Annotated in this window: 18 protein-coding genes and 1 riboswitch; of the genes, 8 read left to right on the top strand and 10 right to left on the bottom strand. The window is 74.7% G+C overall.

Translation table 11 applies throughout. From position 1 onward, the window contains the following. Position 1: 1 nt before the first annotated feature. The 5 genes from ACQPXD_RS26140 to ACQPXD_RS26120 form a co-directional block, all read right to left on the bottom strand. Complete coding sequence (locus ACQPXD_RS26140; RefSeq protein ID WP_432842987.1) at positions 2 to 1,576, bottom strand: aminotransferase class V-fold PLP-dependent enzyme; 1,575 nt, start codon at positions 1,574 to 1,576, stop codon at positions 2 to 4. Between the two features lie 453 nt (positions 1,577 to 2,029). Continuing rightward, positions 2,030 to 2,779 (bottom strand): hypothetical protein, encoded by a 750-nt coding sequence (locus ACQPXD_RS26135; RefSeq protein ID WP_432842985.1) that lies wholly within the window; start codon positions 2,777 to 2,779, stop codon positions 2,030 to 2,032. Then, the gene (locus ACQPXD_RS26130) at positions 2,772 to 3,341 is read right to left on the bottom strand and encodes an RNA polymerase sigma factor (protein WP_432842983.1); all 570 of its coding nucleotides are present in this window, start codon (positions 3,339 to 3,341) and stop codon (positions 2,772 to 2,774) included. The genes ACQPXD_RS26135 and ACQPXD_RS26130 overlap by 8 nt, the downstream gene beginning before the upstream one ends. 152 nt (positions 3,342 to 3,493) lie before the next feature. Next, positions 3,494 to 3,967, bottom strand: coding sequence for an SRPBCC family protein (locus ACQPXD_RS26125; RefSeq protein WP_432842981.1), 474 nt, complete (start codon positions 3,965 to 3,967; stop codon positions 3,494 to 3,496). Further along, on the bottom strand, positions 3,951 to 4,301 hold the full coding sequence (locus ACQPXD_RS26120; protein ID WP_432842979.1) for an ArsR/SmtB family transcription factor: 351 nt from the start codon (positions 4,299 to 4,301) through the stop codon (positions 3,951 to 3,953). Before ACQPXD_RS26120 ends, ACQPXD_RS26125 begins: the two co-directional genes overlap by 17 nt. Before the next feature lie 81 nt (positions 4,302 to 4,382). Between ACQPXD_RS26120 and ACQPXD_RS26115 the strand changes: the two genes are divergently transcribed. Both ACQPXD_RS26115 and ACQPXD_RS26110 read left to right on the top strand, forming a co-directional pair. Beyond that, positions 4,383 to 5,768, top strand: a complete 1,386-nt coding sequence (locus ACQPXD_RS26115) for a diguanylate cyclase domain-containing protein (protein WP_432842977.1) — start codon at positions 4,383 to 4,385, stop codon at positions 5,766 to 5,768. Positions 5,769 to 5,898: 130 nt separating this feature from the next. Further along, a riboswitch (cyclic di-AMP (ydaO/yuaA leader) is annotated at positions 5,899 to 6,042 on the top strand. A 166-nt stretch (positions 6,043 to 6,208) separates the two neighbouring features. After that, positions 6,209 to 7,006 carry a hypothetical protein gene (locus ACQPXD_RS26110; RefSeq protein ID WP_432842975.1) on the top strand — a complete coding sequence of 266 codons (798 nt, stop codon included), beginning with the start codon at positions 6,209 to 6,211 and terminating at the stop codon, positions 7,004 to 7,006. Between the two features lie 3 nt (positions 7,007 to 7,009). On the opposite strand, the gene ACQPXD_RS26105 is transcribed toward ACQPXD_RS26110, so the two are convergent. Further along, positions 7,010 to 7,471 carry a nitroreductase/quinone reductase family protein gene (locus tag ACQPXD_RS26105; RefSeq protein WP_432842973.1) on the bottom strand — a complete coding sequence of 154 codons (462 nt, stop codon included), beginning with the start codon at positions 7,469 to 7,471 and terminating at the stop codon, positions 7,010 to 7,012. Beyond that, entirely contained in the window at positions 7,468 to 7,992 is a 525-nt protein-coding gene (locus ACQPXD_RS26100) for a MarR family winged helix-turn-helix transcriptional regulator (RefSeq protein WP_432842971.1), read from the bottom strand. Before ACQPXD_RS26100 ends, ACQPXD_RS26105 begins: the two co-directional genes overlap by 4 nt. A gap of 109 nt (positions 7,993 to 8,101) precedes the next feature. On the opposite strand from ACQPXD_RS26100, the gene ACQPXD_RS26095 reads away from it, so the two are divergent. After that, positions 8,102 to 9,172 (top strand): alkene reductase, encoded by a 1,071-nt coding sequence (locus ACQPXD_RS26095; RefSeq protein WP_432842969.1) that lies wholly within the window; start codon positions 8,102 to 8,104, stop codon positions 9,170 to 9,172. On the opposite strand, the gene ACQPXD_RS26090 is transcribed toward ACQPXD_RS26095, so the two are convergent. Both ACQPXD_RS26090 and ACQPXD_RS26085 read right to left on the bottom strand, forming a co-directional pair. After that, the gene (locus ACQPXD_RS26090; RefSeq protein WP_432842967.1) at positions 9,154 to 10,479 is read right to left on the bottom strand and encodes an EAL and HDOD domain-containing protein; all 1,326 of its coding nucleotides are present in this window, start codon (positions 10,477 to 10,479) and stop codon (positions 9,154 to 9,156) included. The genes ACQPXD_RS26095 and ACQPXD_RS26090 overlap by 19 nt on opposite strands. 163 nt (positions 10,480 to 10,642) lie before the next feature. Beyond that, a complete protein-coding gene (locus ACQPXD_RS26085; protein WP_432842965.1) occupies positions 10,643 to 11,335 on the bottom strand; it encodes a FadR/GntR family transcriptional regulator in 693 nt (230 codons plus the stop codon). 316 nt (positions 11,336 to 11,651) lie between these two features. Between ACQPXD_RS26085 and ACQPXD_RS26080 the strand changes: the two genes are divergently transcribed. The 5 genes from ACQPXD_RS26080 to ACQPXD_RS26060 all read left to right on the top strand — a co-directional run bounded on the left by ACQPXD_RS26080 (position 11,652) and on the right by ACQPXD_RS26060 (position 16,125). Further along, on the top strand, positions 11,652 to 12,380 hold the full coding sequence (locus ACQPXD_RS26080; RefSeq protein ID WP_432842963.1) for a DUF2334 domain-containing protein: 729 nt from the start codon (positions 11,652 to 11,654) through the stop codon (positions 12,378 to 12,380). Continuing rightward, the gene (locus ACQPXD_RS26075) at positions 12,377 to 13,495 is read left to right on the top strand and encodes a glycosyltransferase (RefSeq protein ID WP_432842961.1); all 1,119 of its coding nucleotides are present in this window, start codon (positions 12,377 to 12,379) and stop codon (positions 13,493 to 13,495) included. Before ACQPXD_RS26080 ends, ACQPXD_RS26075 begins: the two co-directional genes overlap by 4 nt. Positions 13,496 to 13,562: 67 nt before the next feature. Further along, complete coding sequence (locus tag ACQPXD_RS26070) at positions 13,563 to 13,937, top strand: hypothetical protein (RefSeq protein ID WP_432842959.1); 375 nt, start codon at positions 13,563 to 13,565, stop codon at positions 13,935 to 13,937. Beyond that, a complete protein-coding gene (locus ACQPXD_RS26065) occupies positions 13,934 to 14,341 on the top strand; it encodes a hypothetical protein (RefSeq protein WP_432842957.1) in 408 nt (135 codons plus the stop codon). Before ACQPXD_RS26070 ends, ACQPXD_RS26065 begins: the two co-directional genes overlap by 4 nt. After that, positions 14,338 to 16,125 (top strand): hypothetical protein, encoded by a 1,788-nt coding sequence (locus tag ACQPXD_RS26060; protein WP_432842955.1) that lies wholly within the window; start codon positions 14,338 to 14,340, stop codon positions 16,123 to 16,125. The genes ACQPXD_RS26065 and ACQPXD_RS26060 overlap by 4 nt, the downstream gene beginning before the upstream one ends. Here the strand turns inward: ACQPXD_RS26060 and ACQPXD_RS26055 are convergent. After that, on the bottom strand, positions 16,083 to 17,000 hold the full coding sequence (locus tag ACQPXD_RS26055; protein WP_432842953.1) for a DMT family transporter: 918 nt from the start codon (positions 16,998 to 17,000) through the stop codon (positions 16,083 to 16,085). The two genes, ACQPXD_RS26060 and ACQPXD_RS26055, sit on opposite strands and share 43 nt — an antisense overlap. Positions 17,001 to 17,002 lie beyond the last annotated feature (2 nt).

The following is a 17,002-nucleotide window of genomic DNA, read 5'->3' as shown; positions in this document are numbered from 1 at the left end:
CCTATGGTGACGCCACCGCGCAACTGATCTCCCGGGCCTCGTCGAGAAAATCCTTCAAGGGCCGCGGGGGTACTTCGAGCAGCCCGCCGCCGGGGTGGCGCAGTACACCGGCGGCGTCGTAGGTGACGCCGGCGAGCCCGGCGGCGGGGCCGGGATCCTCGCGGTGCGTCCACCGGCCGGAGACCGGGTCGAAGTGGTACTGCGCCAGCAGCCGGGCGCCGTGCGCGGCGACGAGGTGGACGGCCTCGACGATGTAGGCGAACTCCTCCTCCGACAGGTAGTACGCGAAGCTCACCCGGGCCCACCCCGGCTTGACCCCGAGCCACCCGGCGACCGCCGCCGCGGCCAGCCGGCGGGCCTTGTCCGGCCCGATGCCGAGCAGGTCGTGGCCGTAGGGCCCGGCGCACGAGCAGCCACCCCGGGCCTGGATGCCGAACAGGTCGCTGAGCAGGGCGACGACGAAGTTGTGGTGCAGCCGCCCGCCGTCCGGGCCGCGGACGGTGAACGACACGATCGGCAGCCGGTCGCCGTCGGCGCGCGGGTCGCCGAGCACCTCGATCGCCGGGTCGCGCCGCCACGACTCGAGGGCCCGGCGGACGTAGGCGTCCTCGCGGGCCCGCACGGTCGCCGCGCCGACCGCCCGGTGCAGCTGCAAGACCAGCCCGGCCCGGATCGACTCGAGGATGGCCGGGGTACCGCCCTCCTCGCGGTGCTCGACGTCGCCGAGGTAGTGGCGGGCGCCGTCGTGGACGTAGACGACGGTGCCGCCGCCGGGCACGGTCGGCACCGGGTTGCTCACCAACTCCCGGCGCACCACCAGCACGCCCGGGGTGCCGGGGCCGCCGGGGAACTTGTGCGGGGACAGGAACATCGCGTCGCGGTACCCGAGCGGGAACCGGCCGTCGCCGCCGGCCGACAGCTCGCCGTGCGGCCCGGCGGCCGCGTAGTCCCAGCAGGCCAGCGCGCCGTGGCGGTGCAGCAGGTCGCTGAGCGCGTCGACGTCGGAGCGCACCCCGGTGACGTTGGAGCCGGCCGAGAACGCCCCGATCAGCCGGTCCCGCCCGGCGCCGCGGGCTCCCCGCAGCCGCCGCTCGAGCTCGCCGGCGTCGATGCGCCCCTGCGGGTCGGCGCCGATGCGCACGACCTCGGCGCCGGACTCGCGCCACGGCAGCTCGTTGGAGTGGTGCTCGTACGGCCCGACGAACACCAGCGGCCGCGGCGTCCCGGCGCCGGTGAGGATGCGCAGCAGCTTGTCGATCGCCGCCGTCGCCCCCGACCCGCAGAAGATCACCGCGTGCTCGTCCCCGCCGCCGACCGCCTCGAGCACCATCCGGCGGGCCTGCTCCCGCAGCGCCGTCGTGTGCCGGCCGGTCGCCGACGCCTCGGTGTGCGTGTTGGCGTACCACGGCATGACGTGCGAACGCAGGTGATCCTCGACGAACCCGAGCACCCGCCCGGAGGCGGTGTGGTCGGCATATACCAGCGGCCGGACCCCGAACGGCCCGGGCACCCCGGCTCCGTCCCCGACCGCGCTCTCGCGCACCCGCCGCACCAGCGGCGGCTCCTCCAGCTCCATGACGGCTCCCCGGCAGACGTTGTCTGACCGGGGCCACGCACCCCACCCGGCCCGCGGCCCGGCGTCGTCAGGAATCCGACCCGACCAACAGCGCCATGGGCACCCCGACCCCGCTCCGCCGTGAGGTGCGCCTTCCGGCGGCAGCCATCGACGACCCCTCGACGAACGGCCCGATCAGACGGCTTCGGCCGTCCCGCAGCGCTCAGCCCGGCGGACCGGTCGTAAGTCTCCGTGATCATCACCCGTCGCCGCCGACACGGGCGGTTTTCCATGATCGTGGAGACTTACGGTACACATAGGTACATTTTGTCTCCACAATCATGAAAAACCGGGGTGAACGAGACTGAGCCCGGCATGATCACGGAGACTTCCGGTCGGTGATACGGATTTATACCCCGACGCCGGATAAATCCGATAAGTCGTGGCGCGGAGCGCCCGACTTATCGGATCGCCCTACTTCGCCAGCAATGGCGCCGAGATGGTGAGGGCATGCTCGTAGATGGACATCGCGTCGCTCCCCGCGGGCGGTCGCACGCTCGCGGAGTACCAGATCTCGTAGAAGTGGCCGGGCGTCCGGCCCGGCCAGCCCGCGGCGGTGAACGTGAACGGCGCCGTGATCGTCGGGCCGGCGGCTCCGGCCGGCGTGATCGGCCAGACCGTCGCGAAGCCCGGCTCGAACCGGCCGTTGCCCTCCGCCACGTCGACCAGGTAGAGCCCGTCGACCGCCAGCGGCGGGCAGCCGGAATCCCGGTCGGAGACGCTGAACGACCGGTCCTGCAGGGCCAGTTCCCAGGCGACGGCGCACTGCGACGGTACCGGCAGCACCGGGCCCGCGGTGACCGTCGACGCCGGCGACCCGCCCGGCGAGGCGATGACGCTCGGCAGCGTCGACGGCCGTCCGCCGACCGGCGCCCCGCCGCCGGCGCCGAGCAGGCGGGTGGCGATCGTGGCGCCGGAGAGGACCACGAGCATCGCCGCCGCGACCGCGCCGGCCATCACCAAGCCGCCGCGGCGGCGTGGCGGCCGGTGCCCGTGCGGCCGCGGAGCGGGCCGGTCGGGCCGCAGCTCGATGGGGCGCGGGTCCGCCGGGCCGGAGGCGGCGCGGTGCACCTCGTCGAGCAGGCCGGCGGGCGCGTCGCCGCCGCCGTCGACGCCGTACGCGCGGCGCAGCAGGGCGCGGGCGGGGTCGGTCTGGTCAGGCATCGTCGCTCGCCTCCGTCAGTTGCTGGTACCGGCGTACGTAGGGCTGCAGCAGCCGCCGCACCTCGGCGACGTGGCTGCGCACGGTGGACTCGGCGATGTCGAGGTAGCTCGCGATCTGCGCGTAGCTGTCGTCGTTCAGGAAGTACAGCAGCGCCACCTGCCGCCGGCGCACCGGCTGGGCGTCGATGACCGCCCGCACGGCCCGTTCCAGGCTGAGCCGGTCGGTGACGCGGTCCAGGCCGGGGTCCTCCCGGGCGACCTCGCGGGCCTCGTCGAGCGGCTCGAGCCGGGCGCGGGCCAGCGCGTCCCGGCGCACGTAGTTCTTGGCGGTGGTCAGCACGTACGCCCGGCGCTGCACGTTGTCGAGGTGCGGCAGGCCGGCCCAGCGCTCCAGGATGCGGGCGAAGCTCTCGGCGACCGCTTCCCGGCCCAGCTCGGCCCCGGCGAACGCGGTCATCACGTGCAGCACGGAGGCCGCGTTGGCCGCGTAGAACTCGGTGAAGCCGGGCGGTGCGAGCCCGGCGTCGGGCAGTTCGACGGCTTGCGGCCGATCGTCGATCATCCACGCTCCCTCGGTCGAGGTCTGTGCCGGTGGGAGCGATGAGCGACCGATACTGTCCACTGCTGTGACGTACGTCATGCACCAGACCGCCACTCAGGGGGTGAGGCGCGGTTCAACCACGTCGTCGGCGGAGGTGTAGAGGACCACGGTCTTCATGCGGGCTGTCCCGCCACCCGGGCGAACGTCTCCAGGATGCCGGTCCAGGCGCCGGGCTGCTCGAAGGTCTCACGCATCTTGGCCGCGTCCGCGCCGAAGGCGGCGAGGTCGCGGTGCTCCAGCCGCACGCGGGTCCGGCCGGGCGCCACCTCCTCGAACCGGACGTCCACCGTCGTCACCAGGTCGTCGTGGTACTTCCAGTCGGCGCCGATCTGCCAGGTCACCACCAGCCGGGCGGGCGGGTCCCACACGGCCACGACGCCGGTGCAGGTTTCCGAGCCGTCCTGGTGCACGGTGTACCACCGGCCGCCGCTGCGCGGTTCGATGATGACCCGCTCGATCGGCGCGTCGCCGATGTGGTGGCTGCCCGGCCACCACGACGTCATGTCCGCGGTGAAGATCTCGAACGCGCGCTCGCGGCCGGCGCCGACCACGACCTCGCGGCGGACGGCCTCAACTGTCTCGATCATCGGTGTCGCCTTCCCCTGCCTCGTCCTGCGCCGTCTCCCGCTCGACCCGCTGCTGGAATGCCGCCAGGGAGCGCGCCCACATGCCGTCCAGGTGTGCGCGCAGCGCGGCGACGCCCTCCGGGTCGGCCTGGTAGAGCCGGCGCGTGCCCTCCTGGCGGTCGGTCACCAGCCCCACGTCCTTGAGCACCTTCAGGTGCTGCGAGACGGCGGGCCGGCTGATCGGCAGCACCTCGGCCAGCCGGCCGACGGGCATCGGCCCGTCGGAGAGCCGATCGAGGATCGACTGCCGCATCGGGTCACCGAGCGCGACCAGCATCGCGGTTATGTTCGCCATGACGAACCGTAAGCTACCACTTACCAAGGCCGCCGACAAGCGGTTCTCTTCAGCCTCGCGGCCCGTGGCCGATGGAATGGCGTGTCCCGTTTCGCTGTGGTCGCGGCCGTCGGGGCGCGGCTGCACAACGTCGCGCAGGACGAGGGCCGGGCGCTGGAGTACCTGATCGGCCAGCTCGCCGCCGAGGTGCCCCACCGCTGCGTGGCGGGCACGCTGGTGCCGGCCGACGGGACCGAGCCGCTGGTGCGCGTGGCGGGCCCGGATCAGAACTCGGCCACCGCCATGGCCCTGCGCCGCGCCGCCGTGGCCGCGCTGGACGAGCGGGCCATGACTCGTACCCCCGCGGAGAACCGGGCGGCGGGCGCGGTGATCGCGAAGATCCTGACGCGCGGGCGGATCGTCGGCACGCTCGCGGTGCAGGCCCCCGGCAGCGGCCCGATGGCGGCCGGCGACGCCGAGTTCGTGGAGGCGGTCGCCGCGGTGGCCGCGACCGGCCTGGAGCACGGCCGGGCGCTGCTGGCCACGCTGGAGCTGCTCGACGACGCCCGCCGGCAGAGCGACCTGCTCGACGCCATCTCCGACGCGGTCATCTCGTGCAGCCCGGACAACGTCATCGACTCGTGGAACGCGGGCGCCGAACGCCTCTACGGCTACCCGGCCGGCGACGCGGTCGGCTGCGACCTGTTCGCGTTGCTGGCCACCACCTGCTGCACCGAGGACGGTGACGAGATCGGGATACGCCAGGTGCTCGACGACCTCGACGCCGCCGGCCGCTGGAGCGGCGAGCTGCGCGAGCGCCGCTACGACGGCGCCCCGCTCACGGTCCTGTCCTCGGTCTCCACCCTCACCGGTCCCGACGGCGGCCGCGCCGGCTTCGTCTACGTCAACCGCGACGTCACCGAGCAGCGCCTCCAGGAGCACGCCGCGTCCCACGACGCCCTGACCGGCCTGCCCAACCGCCGCCGCCTGGTCAACCGCATCCACGACGCCGCCGGCCGGGTCCACCGCGGCGGCGGTCCCATGGCGGTGCTGTTCCTGGACCTCAACGGCTTCAAGCCGGTCAACGACCGGCACGGCCACGCCGCCGGCGACGAGCTGCTCGTCGTCGTCGCCGGCCGCCTCGTCAACACGGTCCGCGGCACGGATTTCGTGGCCCGCGTGGGCGGTGACGAGTTCGTGGTACTGCTGGAGCAGATCGGTTCCGCCGACCGCATTCCGGCCGTCCTGGGCCGCATCCTCGACGCCGTCGCCGAGCCGGTGACCCTGTCCTCGTCGACCGAGGTCAGCGTGGCCACCAGCATCGGCGTCATGGTGGTGGAAACGGCCGACGAGGCCGCCGTCGACCCCGAGCGCCTGGTCGAACTCGCCGACCAGGCCATGTACCGCGCCAAGCGCCGGCCGGGCCGCGTCGCCTTCGCCGACGACAAGCGCGACGCCCAGTGGCTCGAGGAGACTCCCGGCCGCTGACGCCGCACTGCGCAATGCCGGGGTGCGGGTGGCGTCGTGGCAGTTCCGATCTAGGGCTTCACCTGCGGTTATGTAACCGTTATGGTCATGGGGTTCGCTGCGCTGGTTGTCGCCGATCGAGGGTGACGGCGCGGCGGACCCGCCGAGTCGTGCTCGAACGAGCCGGGGAACCAGGCACCACTGGGGTGAATCCGAGCGGCCACGCGCCGCGAGGTAGGGCGATCCTCCCGCCCGAATCCGTCAGCTAACCCGGTAGGCGGCATCGGAAGGAGCACCACATGCAGCCCCTCGAGTGGCGCCACGCCTCGACCCGCGACCCCGCCGACCGGCCGGCCCGTCAGGGACACCGCCCGCTCCGGTAACCGCGGCACCCACCGCACCGCAACCGTCCCCTGTGGACGGTCGATGGGTCGTGCCCTGAACAGTCTGTCGAGGTACCCGTGCAAACCCCACCATCCGGCGGGCGGCGAGCCCCCCGCCACCTGCGTCACGGCCGGCGCGGCCGGCACACGGCGGTCCGGTCGCGGATCGGCCGGCACCGGGCCGCGGCCCTCGTCGTGTTCGCGGCCATCGGCGCGCTGTTCGTCATCGGCTCGCCCGGCGGCCCGCCGGACATCGCGGCCCGGGCCGAGCCGGCGGTGCGCAGCGACACCGAGCGGGTCCTGGAGGCCGAGCGCCGCGCGTCCCGCGGCGGCGGCCGCACCGGCGATCAGCCCAGCCGCTCACCGTCGGCCGCACCGACCGCGTCGCCGACCGGCGGCAAGACGCCCGCGGCGCCGGGATCGGCCTCGCCGCCGGCCGTCATCGCCGCGGTCGGCGGGCTGACCCGGGCCGAGATGAACAACGCCGTCACGATCATCCGCGCCGGGCAGGCACTGGACCTGCCACAGCGGGGATTCGTCGTGGCCATCGCCACCGCGCTGCAGGAGAGCCACCTGCACAACCTGGCCAACGCCAACGTTCCGGCGTCGCTCAGCCTGCCCAACGAGGGGGTCGGCAGCGACCACGACTCGGTCGGCCTGTTCCAGCAGCGGCCGAGCTGGGGCACCGTCGCCCAGCTGATGAACCCGGCCGAGGCCGCCCGCCGGTTCTACGCGGCGCTGGTCCAGGTCTCCGGCTGGGAGCAGCTGGCGGTGACCGTGGCGGCGCAGACGGTGCAGGTGTCGGCGTTCCCGGACGCCTACGCCCAATGGCAGTCGCTCGCCGAGCAGATCGTCGCCGCCGTCGTGCCCGGATAGGTCTTACTCCTGGGCGGTCAGGCGGATGACCGGCAGTTCGCGGTCGGTCTTGTGCTGATACTGGCCGAACCGGGGCGCGGCGGTGGTGATCTGCTGCCAGGCCTGCTCGCGCTCCGCTCCGTGGAGTTGCTCGGCGGTCACGGCGATGACCTGCCCGCCGACTTCGATGCGGACGTTGCCGGGGTCGGCGGCGAGGTTGTAATACCACGCCGGGTTGTCCACGGCGCCGTTGGCGGACGCGACGATGAGCCAGCTGCCGTCGGGTCCGGGGAACCAGCCGACCGGGTTGGTGCGCTCGACGCCGCTGCGGCGGCCGATGGTGGTGAGGACCAGGGCGTTGAAGCCCATCATCGTGCCGCCGCTCGAGCGGCGCATGCGCCTGGCCATCAGCGTGTTCATCCAGCGCATGAGCCGGCCGTTGGGCTGACGGCCGCCGCGGGTTCCTCGTCGGGCGTCGAAGCTCATGGTGTTTCTCCTCGGCAGTGTGTCGGAGCGGATTGGGATGGCTGGGGGCAGGTGGCGTCTCGGTGTGCGGCATACGGATCGGGGCGGCGGCCGTCCACGCTGTCGTCGAGGAGGCGCTCGAGGAGCGGCGCGAGGATCTTACGCTCGGCGTCGGTCAGCCGGCGCAGGATCATGTTGTCCTCGGCCACCGCCGCGGAGATCTGGTCGCGCAGGGCCGCGCCGGAGTCGGTGAGGGCGAGCAGCTTGACCCGGCGGTCCTCGCCCGGAACCCGGGTCACCAGGCCGCGTTGTTCCATCTGGTCGGCCAGGTTGGTGATGTAGGAGCGGTCGCAGGCGAGCTGCTCGGCCAGGTCCCGCATGGGGGCCGGGGTGCGCAGCTGCACGATCGCCCGCGCGAGGTGCACGGGCAGACCGAACGAGGCCACCGTGGCGGCGAAGTCGGCCTTCGCCCGCTCGGCGATGTCGACCAGCAGCTGCGCCAGCCGACCGGCCTCGGCGAAGCGGGCCTCGTGGTCTGTCATGTACCCCACATTACTGCACCGGCTCAATAGTTGACTCACTCACGCATCCCACTACAGTGGCAGATGCGTGACTCACTCAACAATCGATCGAGTCAAGGAGCGAAGCTCAGTGACCACCGCATTCGACCCGTTCCGCCTGGGCGGCGTGGACCTGGCCAACCGGATCGTCATGGCCCCGATGACCCGCAGCCGGGCCCACGGCCAGGGCACGACCCCGACCGACCTGATGGCCGAGTACTACGCCCAGCGCGCCGGCGCCGGTCTGATCGTGACCGAGGGCACCCAGCCCTCGGTCGTCGGGCAGGGCTACCCCGACACGCCCGGCCTGCACTCGGCCGAGCAGGTCGTCGCCTGGCGGCAGGTCACGGACGCCGTGCACCGGGCCGGTGGCGTGATCTTCGCGCAGCTCATGCACACCGGCCGGATCGGCGACGCCGGCCTGCTGCCCGGTGACCTGGTCCCCGTCGGCCCGTCGGCGGTCGCCCCGCAGGGCGAGGTCTACACCCACGAGGGGCCCAAGCCGTTCCAGGCGCCGCGGGCGCTGACCGAGGCGGACATCGCGCAGACCATCGACGACTTCGCGCGGGCCGCCCGCAACGCCATTGACGCCGGGTTCGACGGCGTCGAGCTGCACGGCGCCAACGGCTATCTGATCCACCAGTTCCTGTCGTCGAACGCCAACCGGCGCACCGACGGCTGGGGCGGCACGATCGAGGGACGGGTCCGGTTCGCCGCCGCCGTCACCACCGCGGTGGCCGGCGCGATCGGCGGGGACAAGGTGGGGCTGCGCGTCTCGCCCGGCAACCCGCTGCACGACATCGCCGAGGACGACCTGGAGCAGACCTACAAGACCCTGGTGTCCGGCATCGCCGAGCTGGGCCTGGCATACCTGCACATCATGGAGTCCCCCGGCCGGCGGGCCCTCACCACCGGCCTGCGCGCCCAGTGGCCGGCCGCGCTGATCCTCAACCCGAACACGCACCCGGCGCCGACCGGCCCCGACGCGCTGGCGCTGGTCGAGGACGGCACCGCCGACCTGATCTCCTTCGGCGCGCTGTTCCTGGCCAATCCGGATCTGCCCGCCCGGCTGGCCGCCGGCGGCCCGTTCAACACCCCGGACCGGACCTCGTTCTTCGGCGGCGACCACCGCGGTTACACCGACTACCCGCCGCTGGCCTGAGCGCCCCGGTCCGGCCCCGACAACGCCAGCGCGCGCAGCTGGGTCTCGGGGCGGTCGGGCAGGTCCGGGCCCAGCTCGGCGAGCACGGCGTTGGTCCAGCGCAGCGCCGACAGGTAGGTCGCGCCGATGGCGGCCCGGTCGGCCGGCGAGGCCGCGGCGGCCGGCGCGGTGCAGGCGCGGGCGGCGGCCAGCACGGCGCTCAGCGGGCTGTCGTCGCCGCGCAGGGCGCGGAGCAGTTCGCCGCTCAGCGGCAGGCCGGCGACGACCTTGTCCATCGGCACGCCGAAGTGGTCGGCGATCGCGGTGAGCAGGCCGCCCAGGTACGCCTCGTCGGCGTGGCCCCGCGCGGCCGGGAAGGCCGGGTCGTCGGTCAGCAACTGGCACAGCCGGGCCCGGACCAGGATGCTCGCCAGCTGCTCGTGGCCGGCCGTGCCCAGGTCGGAGACGAGCATCAGGGTCACCCACTGGCGCAGCCGGTTCAGGCCCATCGCGATGATGGCCTCGCGGACCGACGAGACGGTGCGGGTCAGGCCGAAGGTGGCCGCGTTGGTGGCGCGCAGCAGCCGGGTGCTCAGGCCGGCGTCCTGGCTGACGAGGGCCACGACCTCGGCGAGGTCGACGTCGTCCGCGCCGAGGGCGGACAGTACCCGCAGGCGGGCGACCCGGCCGGGGGTCAGCGCGACCGCCGAGTCCACGTGCGGGCGGCCCAGGATGTGGCCCTGAAACAGGTTGAAGCCCAGCTCGAAGGCCAGGCGCAGGGCCTCGGTGGTCTCCAGGCGCACGGCGACCAGCTGCACGTGGTTGTACCGGCGGCACAGCTCGACGCAGGCGCACACGCCGGCCTCGTCGGCGGCCAGCATGTCGATCTTCACGTAGGTGGCGTACGGCAGCAGGGCCTCGCGCGGGCTGCCGGCCGTGAAGTGGTCCAGCGCCACGGTGAAGCCCCGTTCGACCAGGACCGTCAGGCCGGCCACCAGCTCCTCGTCGACGTCGAGCTCGGCGGGCACCTCGAGCACGGCCTGGCTGTAGTCGAAGGGCAGCGGCAGCCGGCCGGTCAGGAACGACCGGGTCACGTTGAGGAAGCACACCCGGCCGCCGGTCAGCTCGTCCAGGCCGAACTCGGTGAACGCCGCGACCAGCACCCGGGCCGTGGCGTGCTCGTCCACGCGGGCGGCGCTGTCGGCCTCGGTGCCGGCCCGGAACAGCAACTCGTAGCCGACGACCGCGCCGTCGCGGTCGTAGATCGGCTGGCGTCCGACGTGCGCGGTGGCCCCGCCGGCCACCTCGGCGAGTTCAGCTGGCTCCACGCGCTTCATTCTCCGCCAAATCCGCCGTAATACGGCAAAACCGCCGCAGATCAGGAAAATACCCGGTCCTGCCGATGCTCGTCCTCGCGGCCGGCATGACGGCGTTCACCGCCCTGTGCACCATCCCGACTCCCCGCCCGCTGCCGGCCCTGGCCGTCCCGGCTTAGCGCCCCGCCGCCGTTTCCCGCTTGGCGACCGCGGCGATGCGGCGCAGGTGGGCCGCCATCGCCTCGCGCGCGGCCGGGGCGTCGCGGCGCTCGATCGCGTCGACGATGGCGGCGTGCTCGGCGGCCGTGCGGCGCAGCACGCCCGGCCGGGAGGAGGTCAGGGCGCGGCTGGCCCGGCCCAGGCCGGACAGGGTCTGCAGCATCGTGGCGAGCAGCGCGTTGCCGGCCGCCTCCGCGACCAGCCGGTGCAGCGCCTCGTCCGCCGCAACCCGGTCGGGGCCGGACAGCGCCGCCCGCATCGCGGCCACCCGCTCGGCGTCGGCGCGCTCCGCGGCCAGGGCGGCCAGCGCCGGCTCCAGCAGCAGCCGCGCCTCGAACAGCTCCTCGACCGTGCGGGGGTTGAGCGCCAGCACGAACCCCAGCGGCTCCAGCAGCGTCGCGGTGTCCAGCTCGGCGACGAACGTGCCCGCCCCGTGCCGGCTGCGCAGAATGTTCATGCTCACCAGCGACCGGATCGTCTCGCGCAGGGTCGGGCGGCTGATGCCGAGCATCTCGCTGAGCTCTCTCTCAGCTGGCAGGCGCTGGCCGGGCGTGAGCCGGCCGTCGACGATCATCTCCCGGATCTGCCGCGCCGCGTCCGCGGCCGCGGAGGAGCGCCGTAACCTGGGGAACTCCGCCGGGCCGGTCATGTGTGGTCTCCAGATGTTTGGTGACCAGACCAGTTTACGGTGCCCGCGCACGGGCCCGGCGGGGGAATTCGTACACTCGGGGTTCACGCTCCGGCGGCCCGGGATTCATCAATATCACCGTGACGTGCGCCGCATTGCGGGGCGGCGGGCGCCAGCGGTCCCAGGCGGTTGCGCGGTCCGTGCTACCGTCCGGCGACAGGTACCCCGACTGGCAGCGCAACGCCGCCTTGACCTGGTGTGATGGGCATTGGTGATGGGTGTGGAACCGTCCGCTGAGGACCCCGGACCAGCACACGAGCCGTTGATGGTCGTGAGCGTGCACGACGTCGCGCCGGCGACCGCCGATGAGACCGCCCGCTGGTGCGCCGACGCCGACGCGCTCGGCATCCCCGTGTCGCTGCTGGTGATTCCCGGGCCGTGGCGCGGGATGGAGCTGTCCGGGCACGAGGGTTACGCCGAGGTGCTGCGCGAGCGCGCCGCGCACGGCGACGAGCTGGTCCTGCACGGCTGGTGCCACCAGGCCGGACCCGAGGGCGGCGCGGTGCGGCGCGCGGTCGGGCGGGCCGTGGCCCGCGGCGCCGCCGAGTTCGCCGCGCTCGACGAGGCGCAGGCCGCCAAGCGCCTCGACGCGGCCAGGTCCGTGCTCGATCGCCTCGGGCTGCATACCACCGGCTTCACGCCGCCGGGCTGGCTCGCCTCGCCGGCCGCCGAGCGGGCGCTGGCCGGCGCCGGATTCCGATACACCACCGACCACTTCGGGGTGAAGGACCTGCGGCCCGGCGCCGGGCGGGCGACCCGGGCCCGCCGCGGCTTCGCGCTGTCGCACCGCCCCGGCGGCACCGGCGAGCGCCTCGGCGCGGCCGTGCTGCGCGCCGGCGCCGCCTGGGCGGCCCGCCGCCGCGGCCTGGTCCGCGTCGCGCTGCACCCCGACGACCTGCACCGCCCCGGCCTGCGCGACGACACGCTGCGGGCCATCGAGGGCGCGCTCAAGGCGGGCGCGCGCGCCACCACCTACGGCGCCGTCCTCGACGCGGCGGCGTCGTGAGGATCGTCCAGCTCGCCAACTTCTACACGCCGGTGTCCGGGGGGTTACGCACCTGCGTGGAGCAGACCGGCCGCGGCTACATCGCGGCCGGTCACGAGCGAGTCACGCTGGTGCCGGGCACCGAGGACCGCGACATCACGCTGCCCGACGGGCGCCACCTCACGGTGCGCAGCCCGCTGCTGCCCGGATCCGGCGGCTACCGGGTGCTCACCGCCCGCACCAAGGTGTGCGCGCTGCTCGACCTGGTGCGCCCCGACGTGCTGGAGGCCAACGACAAGCTGAGCATCGGCTGGCTCTCGCCGTGGGCGCGCAGCCGCGGCGTGCCGTTGGTGCTCGTGTCGCACGAGCGCATCAACGCGATCCTGCGCACCCGCGTGCCGCGGTGGTTCCCGCTGGACTCCGCCGCCACCGCGGTCAACCGCCGGCTGCACCGCCGGGTCGACCACATCGTGCTCGCCTCCGCCTTCTCGGCCGCGGAGTTCAACCAGTTCCAGCCGGCCAAGACGCATCGGGTGCCGCTGGGCGTCGACCTCGAGATGTTCCGCCCGGCCGCGCGCACCGGCGGCGACGAGGTGCGGCTGGTGACCGTGAGCCGGCTGTCCACCGAGAAGCACCCCGACCTGTCCGTCGAGGCGCTGCGCGAGCTGCGCCGCCGCGGCGTCCCGGCCACCCTCGACGTGATCGGCACCGGCCCCAACCTGCGCAAGCTGGAGAAGCTCGCGGAGGGCCTGCCGGTGCGCTTCGTCGGCCACGTCGCCGACCGGCAGCGCCTCGCCGGCCTGGTGGCGGGCGCGGACGTGTCGCTGTCCCCGTCGCCGGCCGAGACGTTCGGGCTGGCCACCCTGGAGTCCCTGGCGTGCGGCGTGCCGGTGGTGGTGCCGTCCCGCGGCGCCGCGGGCGAGCTGCTGCTGCGCCCCGAGGCGGGCCGGGTCACCGACGGCACCCCGGCCGGCCTGGCCGACGGCGTGGAGTCGCTGCTGGCCGTGCCGGCCGAGCGGCGCCGGGCCGACGCGCGCGCGGTCGCCGAGCAGTTCCCGTGGTCGGCGACGGTCGACGGCCTGCTGAAGATCTTCGGCAGCGCCACCGGCACCCGGCCCGAGCCGGCCGTGCCGTAGCGGCGGAACGGGTGTGACGCCGGACGTCACGCCGCAGGGGTGTCAGCATCTTCGTATGGAGGTCGCGATGCCCAGCGCACGCCAGATGACCACACCCGTCGCCGTCGACCACGAGATGATCGAGGGGCGCTACGCCGACCTCGGCGGGTACACCGTCGCCTTCGAGCGGTTCCCCAAGGACGTCGACCCGGCGCCGTACTTCGCCGGCCTGCCCGGCGACCGCTGCACCTGCCCGCACTGGGGCGTGGTGACCAGCGGCCAGGTCACGTTCCGGTGGCCCGACCGCGAGGAGACCTACGGCGAGGGCGACGCCTACTACGCGCCGCCCGGCCACCTGCCGCTGGTCGCGGCCGGCACCAGTGTCGTCGAGTTCAGCCCCACCGACGGCCTGGCCGCCGTGCAGGCCGTGATCGGCGCCAACCTCGCCAAGGCCGCGTCATGACCGGCGCCGAGGGCCCGGACACCGCGGCCCGGTTCGTCGCCTGGCTCGAGGCCGGCGGCGACCCCGGCGACCTGTTCGCGCCGGACGCGTTCGCCGACCTGTCGCTGCCCCAGTGGCGGCTGCAGGCCGCCAGTGCCGGCGAGCTCGCCGAGATCCGGGCGAAGAGCCACCCGTGGCCCGGGCGGGTCACCGTCGAACGGCTCGACCCGACCCCGCGCGGGTGGGTCATGCAGATGGTCGAGCGGTGGACCGACGAGCAGGGTGCGCGGTGGTACTGCCGGGAGATGTTCCGCGCCGACGTCACCGACGGGGCGATCACCGACTTCGCCGTCTACTGCACCGGCGACTGGGACGAGGCGACCGTGCACCGGCACGCGGCGGAAGTGCGGCTGTCCCGGCCGTGAACGAACCCGTGCGGGAGCTCCTCGACCGCGCCGACGGCCACGCCGCCGCCGGCCGGGGAGCCCACGCCGTCGCGCTGTACTCCGCGGCGGCGGAGGCGGCGCTGGCCGGCGGCGACCTCGAGGCGGCCACCCGGGCGGTGCTCGCGCTGGCCCGGGGGCAGCGCTTCGACGCCACCGCCGGGCTGCTGCCGGCCCGGCTGCACGAGGTGTACAGCCGCGTCGAGGACCCGGCCGCCCGGGCCGGCCTCGCCGCCGCCCTCGCCCGCACCTGGGCGTACACCGGGCAGCCGGGCCGGGCGGTGCCGTTCGCCGACACCGCCCTGAGCCTGGCCCGCGGCCTGGGCGACCCGGTGCTGCTCGCCGACTGCCTCGACGCGGTGCTGGCCGCCCACTGGGGCCCCGACGACCTGCAGCGCCGCCGCGACTGGGCGGCCCAGCTCGACGACGCCGCCGCCCACCTGCGCGATCCGCGGGCCCGGCTGCAGGCCCACATCTGGGGGCTCACCGTCGCCTACGAGGTCCTCGACCTGCCCCGGATGCACCGGCACCTGCGCGCCCTGGAGATCCTCGGCGAGGAGTCGGCCGAGGCCCGCTTCTTCGCCGCCTCCCGCCGCCTGGCCCTCGACCTCATGCTGGGCCGCCTGGACACCGCGGCGTACCTGCGCGAACTGGCCCGCGAGGCGGCCGGCCGGGCCTTCATCGCCGACCACGAGGCGGTCCTGCACGCGATGACCAGCTACCCGGCCCTGATGCGCGGCGACCGGGACACCTGCGCCGCCGAGGCCCCCGTCTACGAGGAGTTCGGCTACGCCGAGGGCGCGCCGGCCATCCTCGCCGAGGCCGCCTGGATCTGGGCCGAGGCCGGCCGCACGGACCGGGCCGCCACGCTCGTCGGCCACCTCGGCGGCGCCACCCTGCAGGGCCTGCCGCGCGACGCCGACTGGCTGCTGACCGTCCAGTGCGTGCTGGAGGCGGCGCTGGCCTGCGGCGCCCGGGACACGGTCGCCGCCGCCGTCGAGCTGCTCACGCCGTACGAGGGCCGGGCCGTGGTCAACGCCGGTGCCGTGATGTTCCACGGGGTCACCGACGACACCCTCGCCCGCGGCAACGCGCTGCTGGGCAACGCCCCCGCCGCGGACCGGCTGCGCCGCCAGGCCCTCGATGCCTACCGGCGCATCGGCGCCGTCTGGTGGCGGCGGCGGCTCGAGGCGGCCCCGGCCGGACCGGCGCCCGGCGCCGCGGCGGTGCGCTTCCAGCCCGGCCCGGGCGGGCTGTGGACGATCGGCCCGGACGGCGGGCCCGCCGCGCTACCGCCGATGCGGGGGCTGTCGTACCTGCACCACCTGCTCGCCCGTCCCGGCACCGACGTCGCCGCGCTCGACCTCGTCGCCGCGCACACCGGCGCCGGCACCGTCGAGCAGCCCGGCACCGGGCCCGCTGCCGACGCGCGGGCGCTCGCCGCCTACCGCCGCCGCCTCGCCGAGCTCGACGACCGGCTCGCCGACGCCGTCCCGTCCGGTCCCGCCGCCCGGCGGCTGGCGCAGGAGCGCGACGCGCTGCGCGCACACCTGCGCTCGGTCACCGGCCTCGGCGGCCGGGCCCGGGAGGACGGCGCGAGCGCGGAGCGGGCCCGGGTCGCGGTCCGCAAGGCGATCGTGGCCGCGCTGGCCCGGGTCGCCGAGCTCGACCCGGCGCTCGGGCGGCATCTGTACGACCGGGTCAGCACCGGCACCGCCTGCCGCTACGACCCCGACCCGGAGGCGCCGGTCAGCTGGCTGCTGTGATCGGGCGCGGCGACCGGCGGCGGGACCGCGCCCGCCCGGGCCCAGGCCAGCAGCGCCACGCCGGCCAGCAGCAGCGCGCCCACCCCCATCGTGCTCCACGGCCACCAGGTGGCGCTGCGCCAGCCGGCGTGGAACACCGTCGCGTCGAACACGGCGCTGCTGACCGGGTCGGCGATGCTGATCGCGGTCAGCGCGGTGGGCAGCGAGCCGGCCGCGAACGCGTCCTGGGTCAGCAGGCTGCTGGTCGTGGTCGAGGCGATCAGGGCGAGCGTCGACCAGTCGTGGAACAGCCCGGCCACGCCGTGGTGGGCCAGCGTGTCGGTGACCAGGACGACGAAGACCGCGGTCAGGCAGGTGCACACGCCGGCCGCGACGCCGGCCAGGGCCCCGCGCAGGCGGGCCTCGGTGCGGCGGGGCAGCAGGTGCGCCACCGCGATGAACACGGCGATGACGACGGCGGCGACCCCGACCGCCGGGGGCACGTCGGCGCGCTCGAGCTGCTGCGGTACCGCCGGCCGAGCGATCACCAGCAGCGCGAGCCCGGCGCACACCGCGGCCGTGCCGAGCCACGCCGCCGCCGGGGGCCGCCGGATCGTCAGCATCGCGAACAGCAGCTGTGTCACCAGCAGCGCCTGCACCACGGTCAGCGACCCGAGGTGCAGCGCCACCGCGTGCGCGATGAAGGCGGCGAGGTTGAGCACCCAGCCCATCAGCCACCACCGGTCCCGCGCCAGCCGGCGGACCAGCAGCGCGACCCGGATCGGCAGGGCCCGGTGGTGCACGCCGGCCACCGCGCGCTGCGCCGCCCGCTGCTGGACCGCCGCCGATCCGGCGAACGTCGCGGCGGCGAAGATGGCGAGGGCGACGGCAAGCATGA

The organism is Dactylosporangium sp. CA-092794 (assembly GCF_050948465.1).
Classification (GTDB): Bacteria; Actinomycetota; Actinomycetes; order Mycobacteriales; family Micromonosporaceae; genus Dactylosporangium.
Note: the sequence above shows the minus strand (reverse complement) of the source record. Positions and strands in the feature narration are given on the sequence as shown.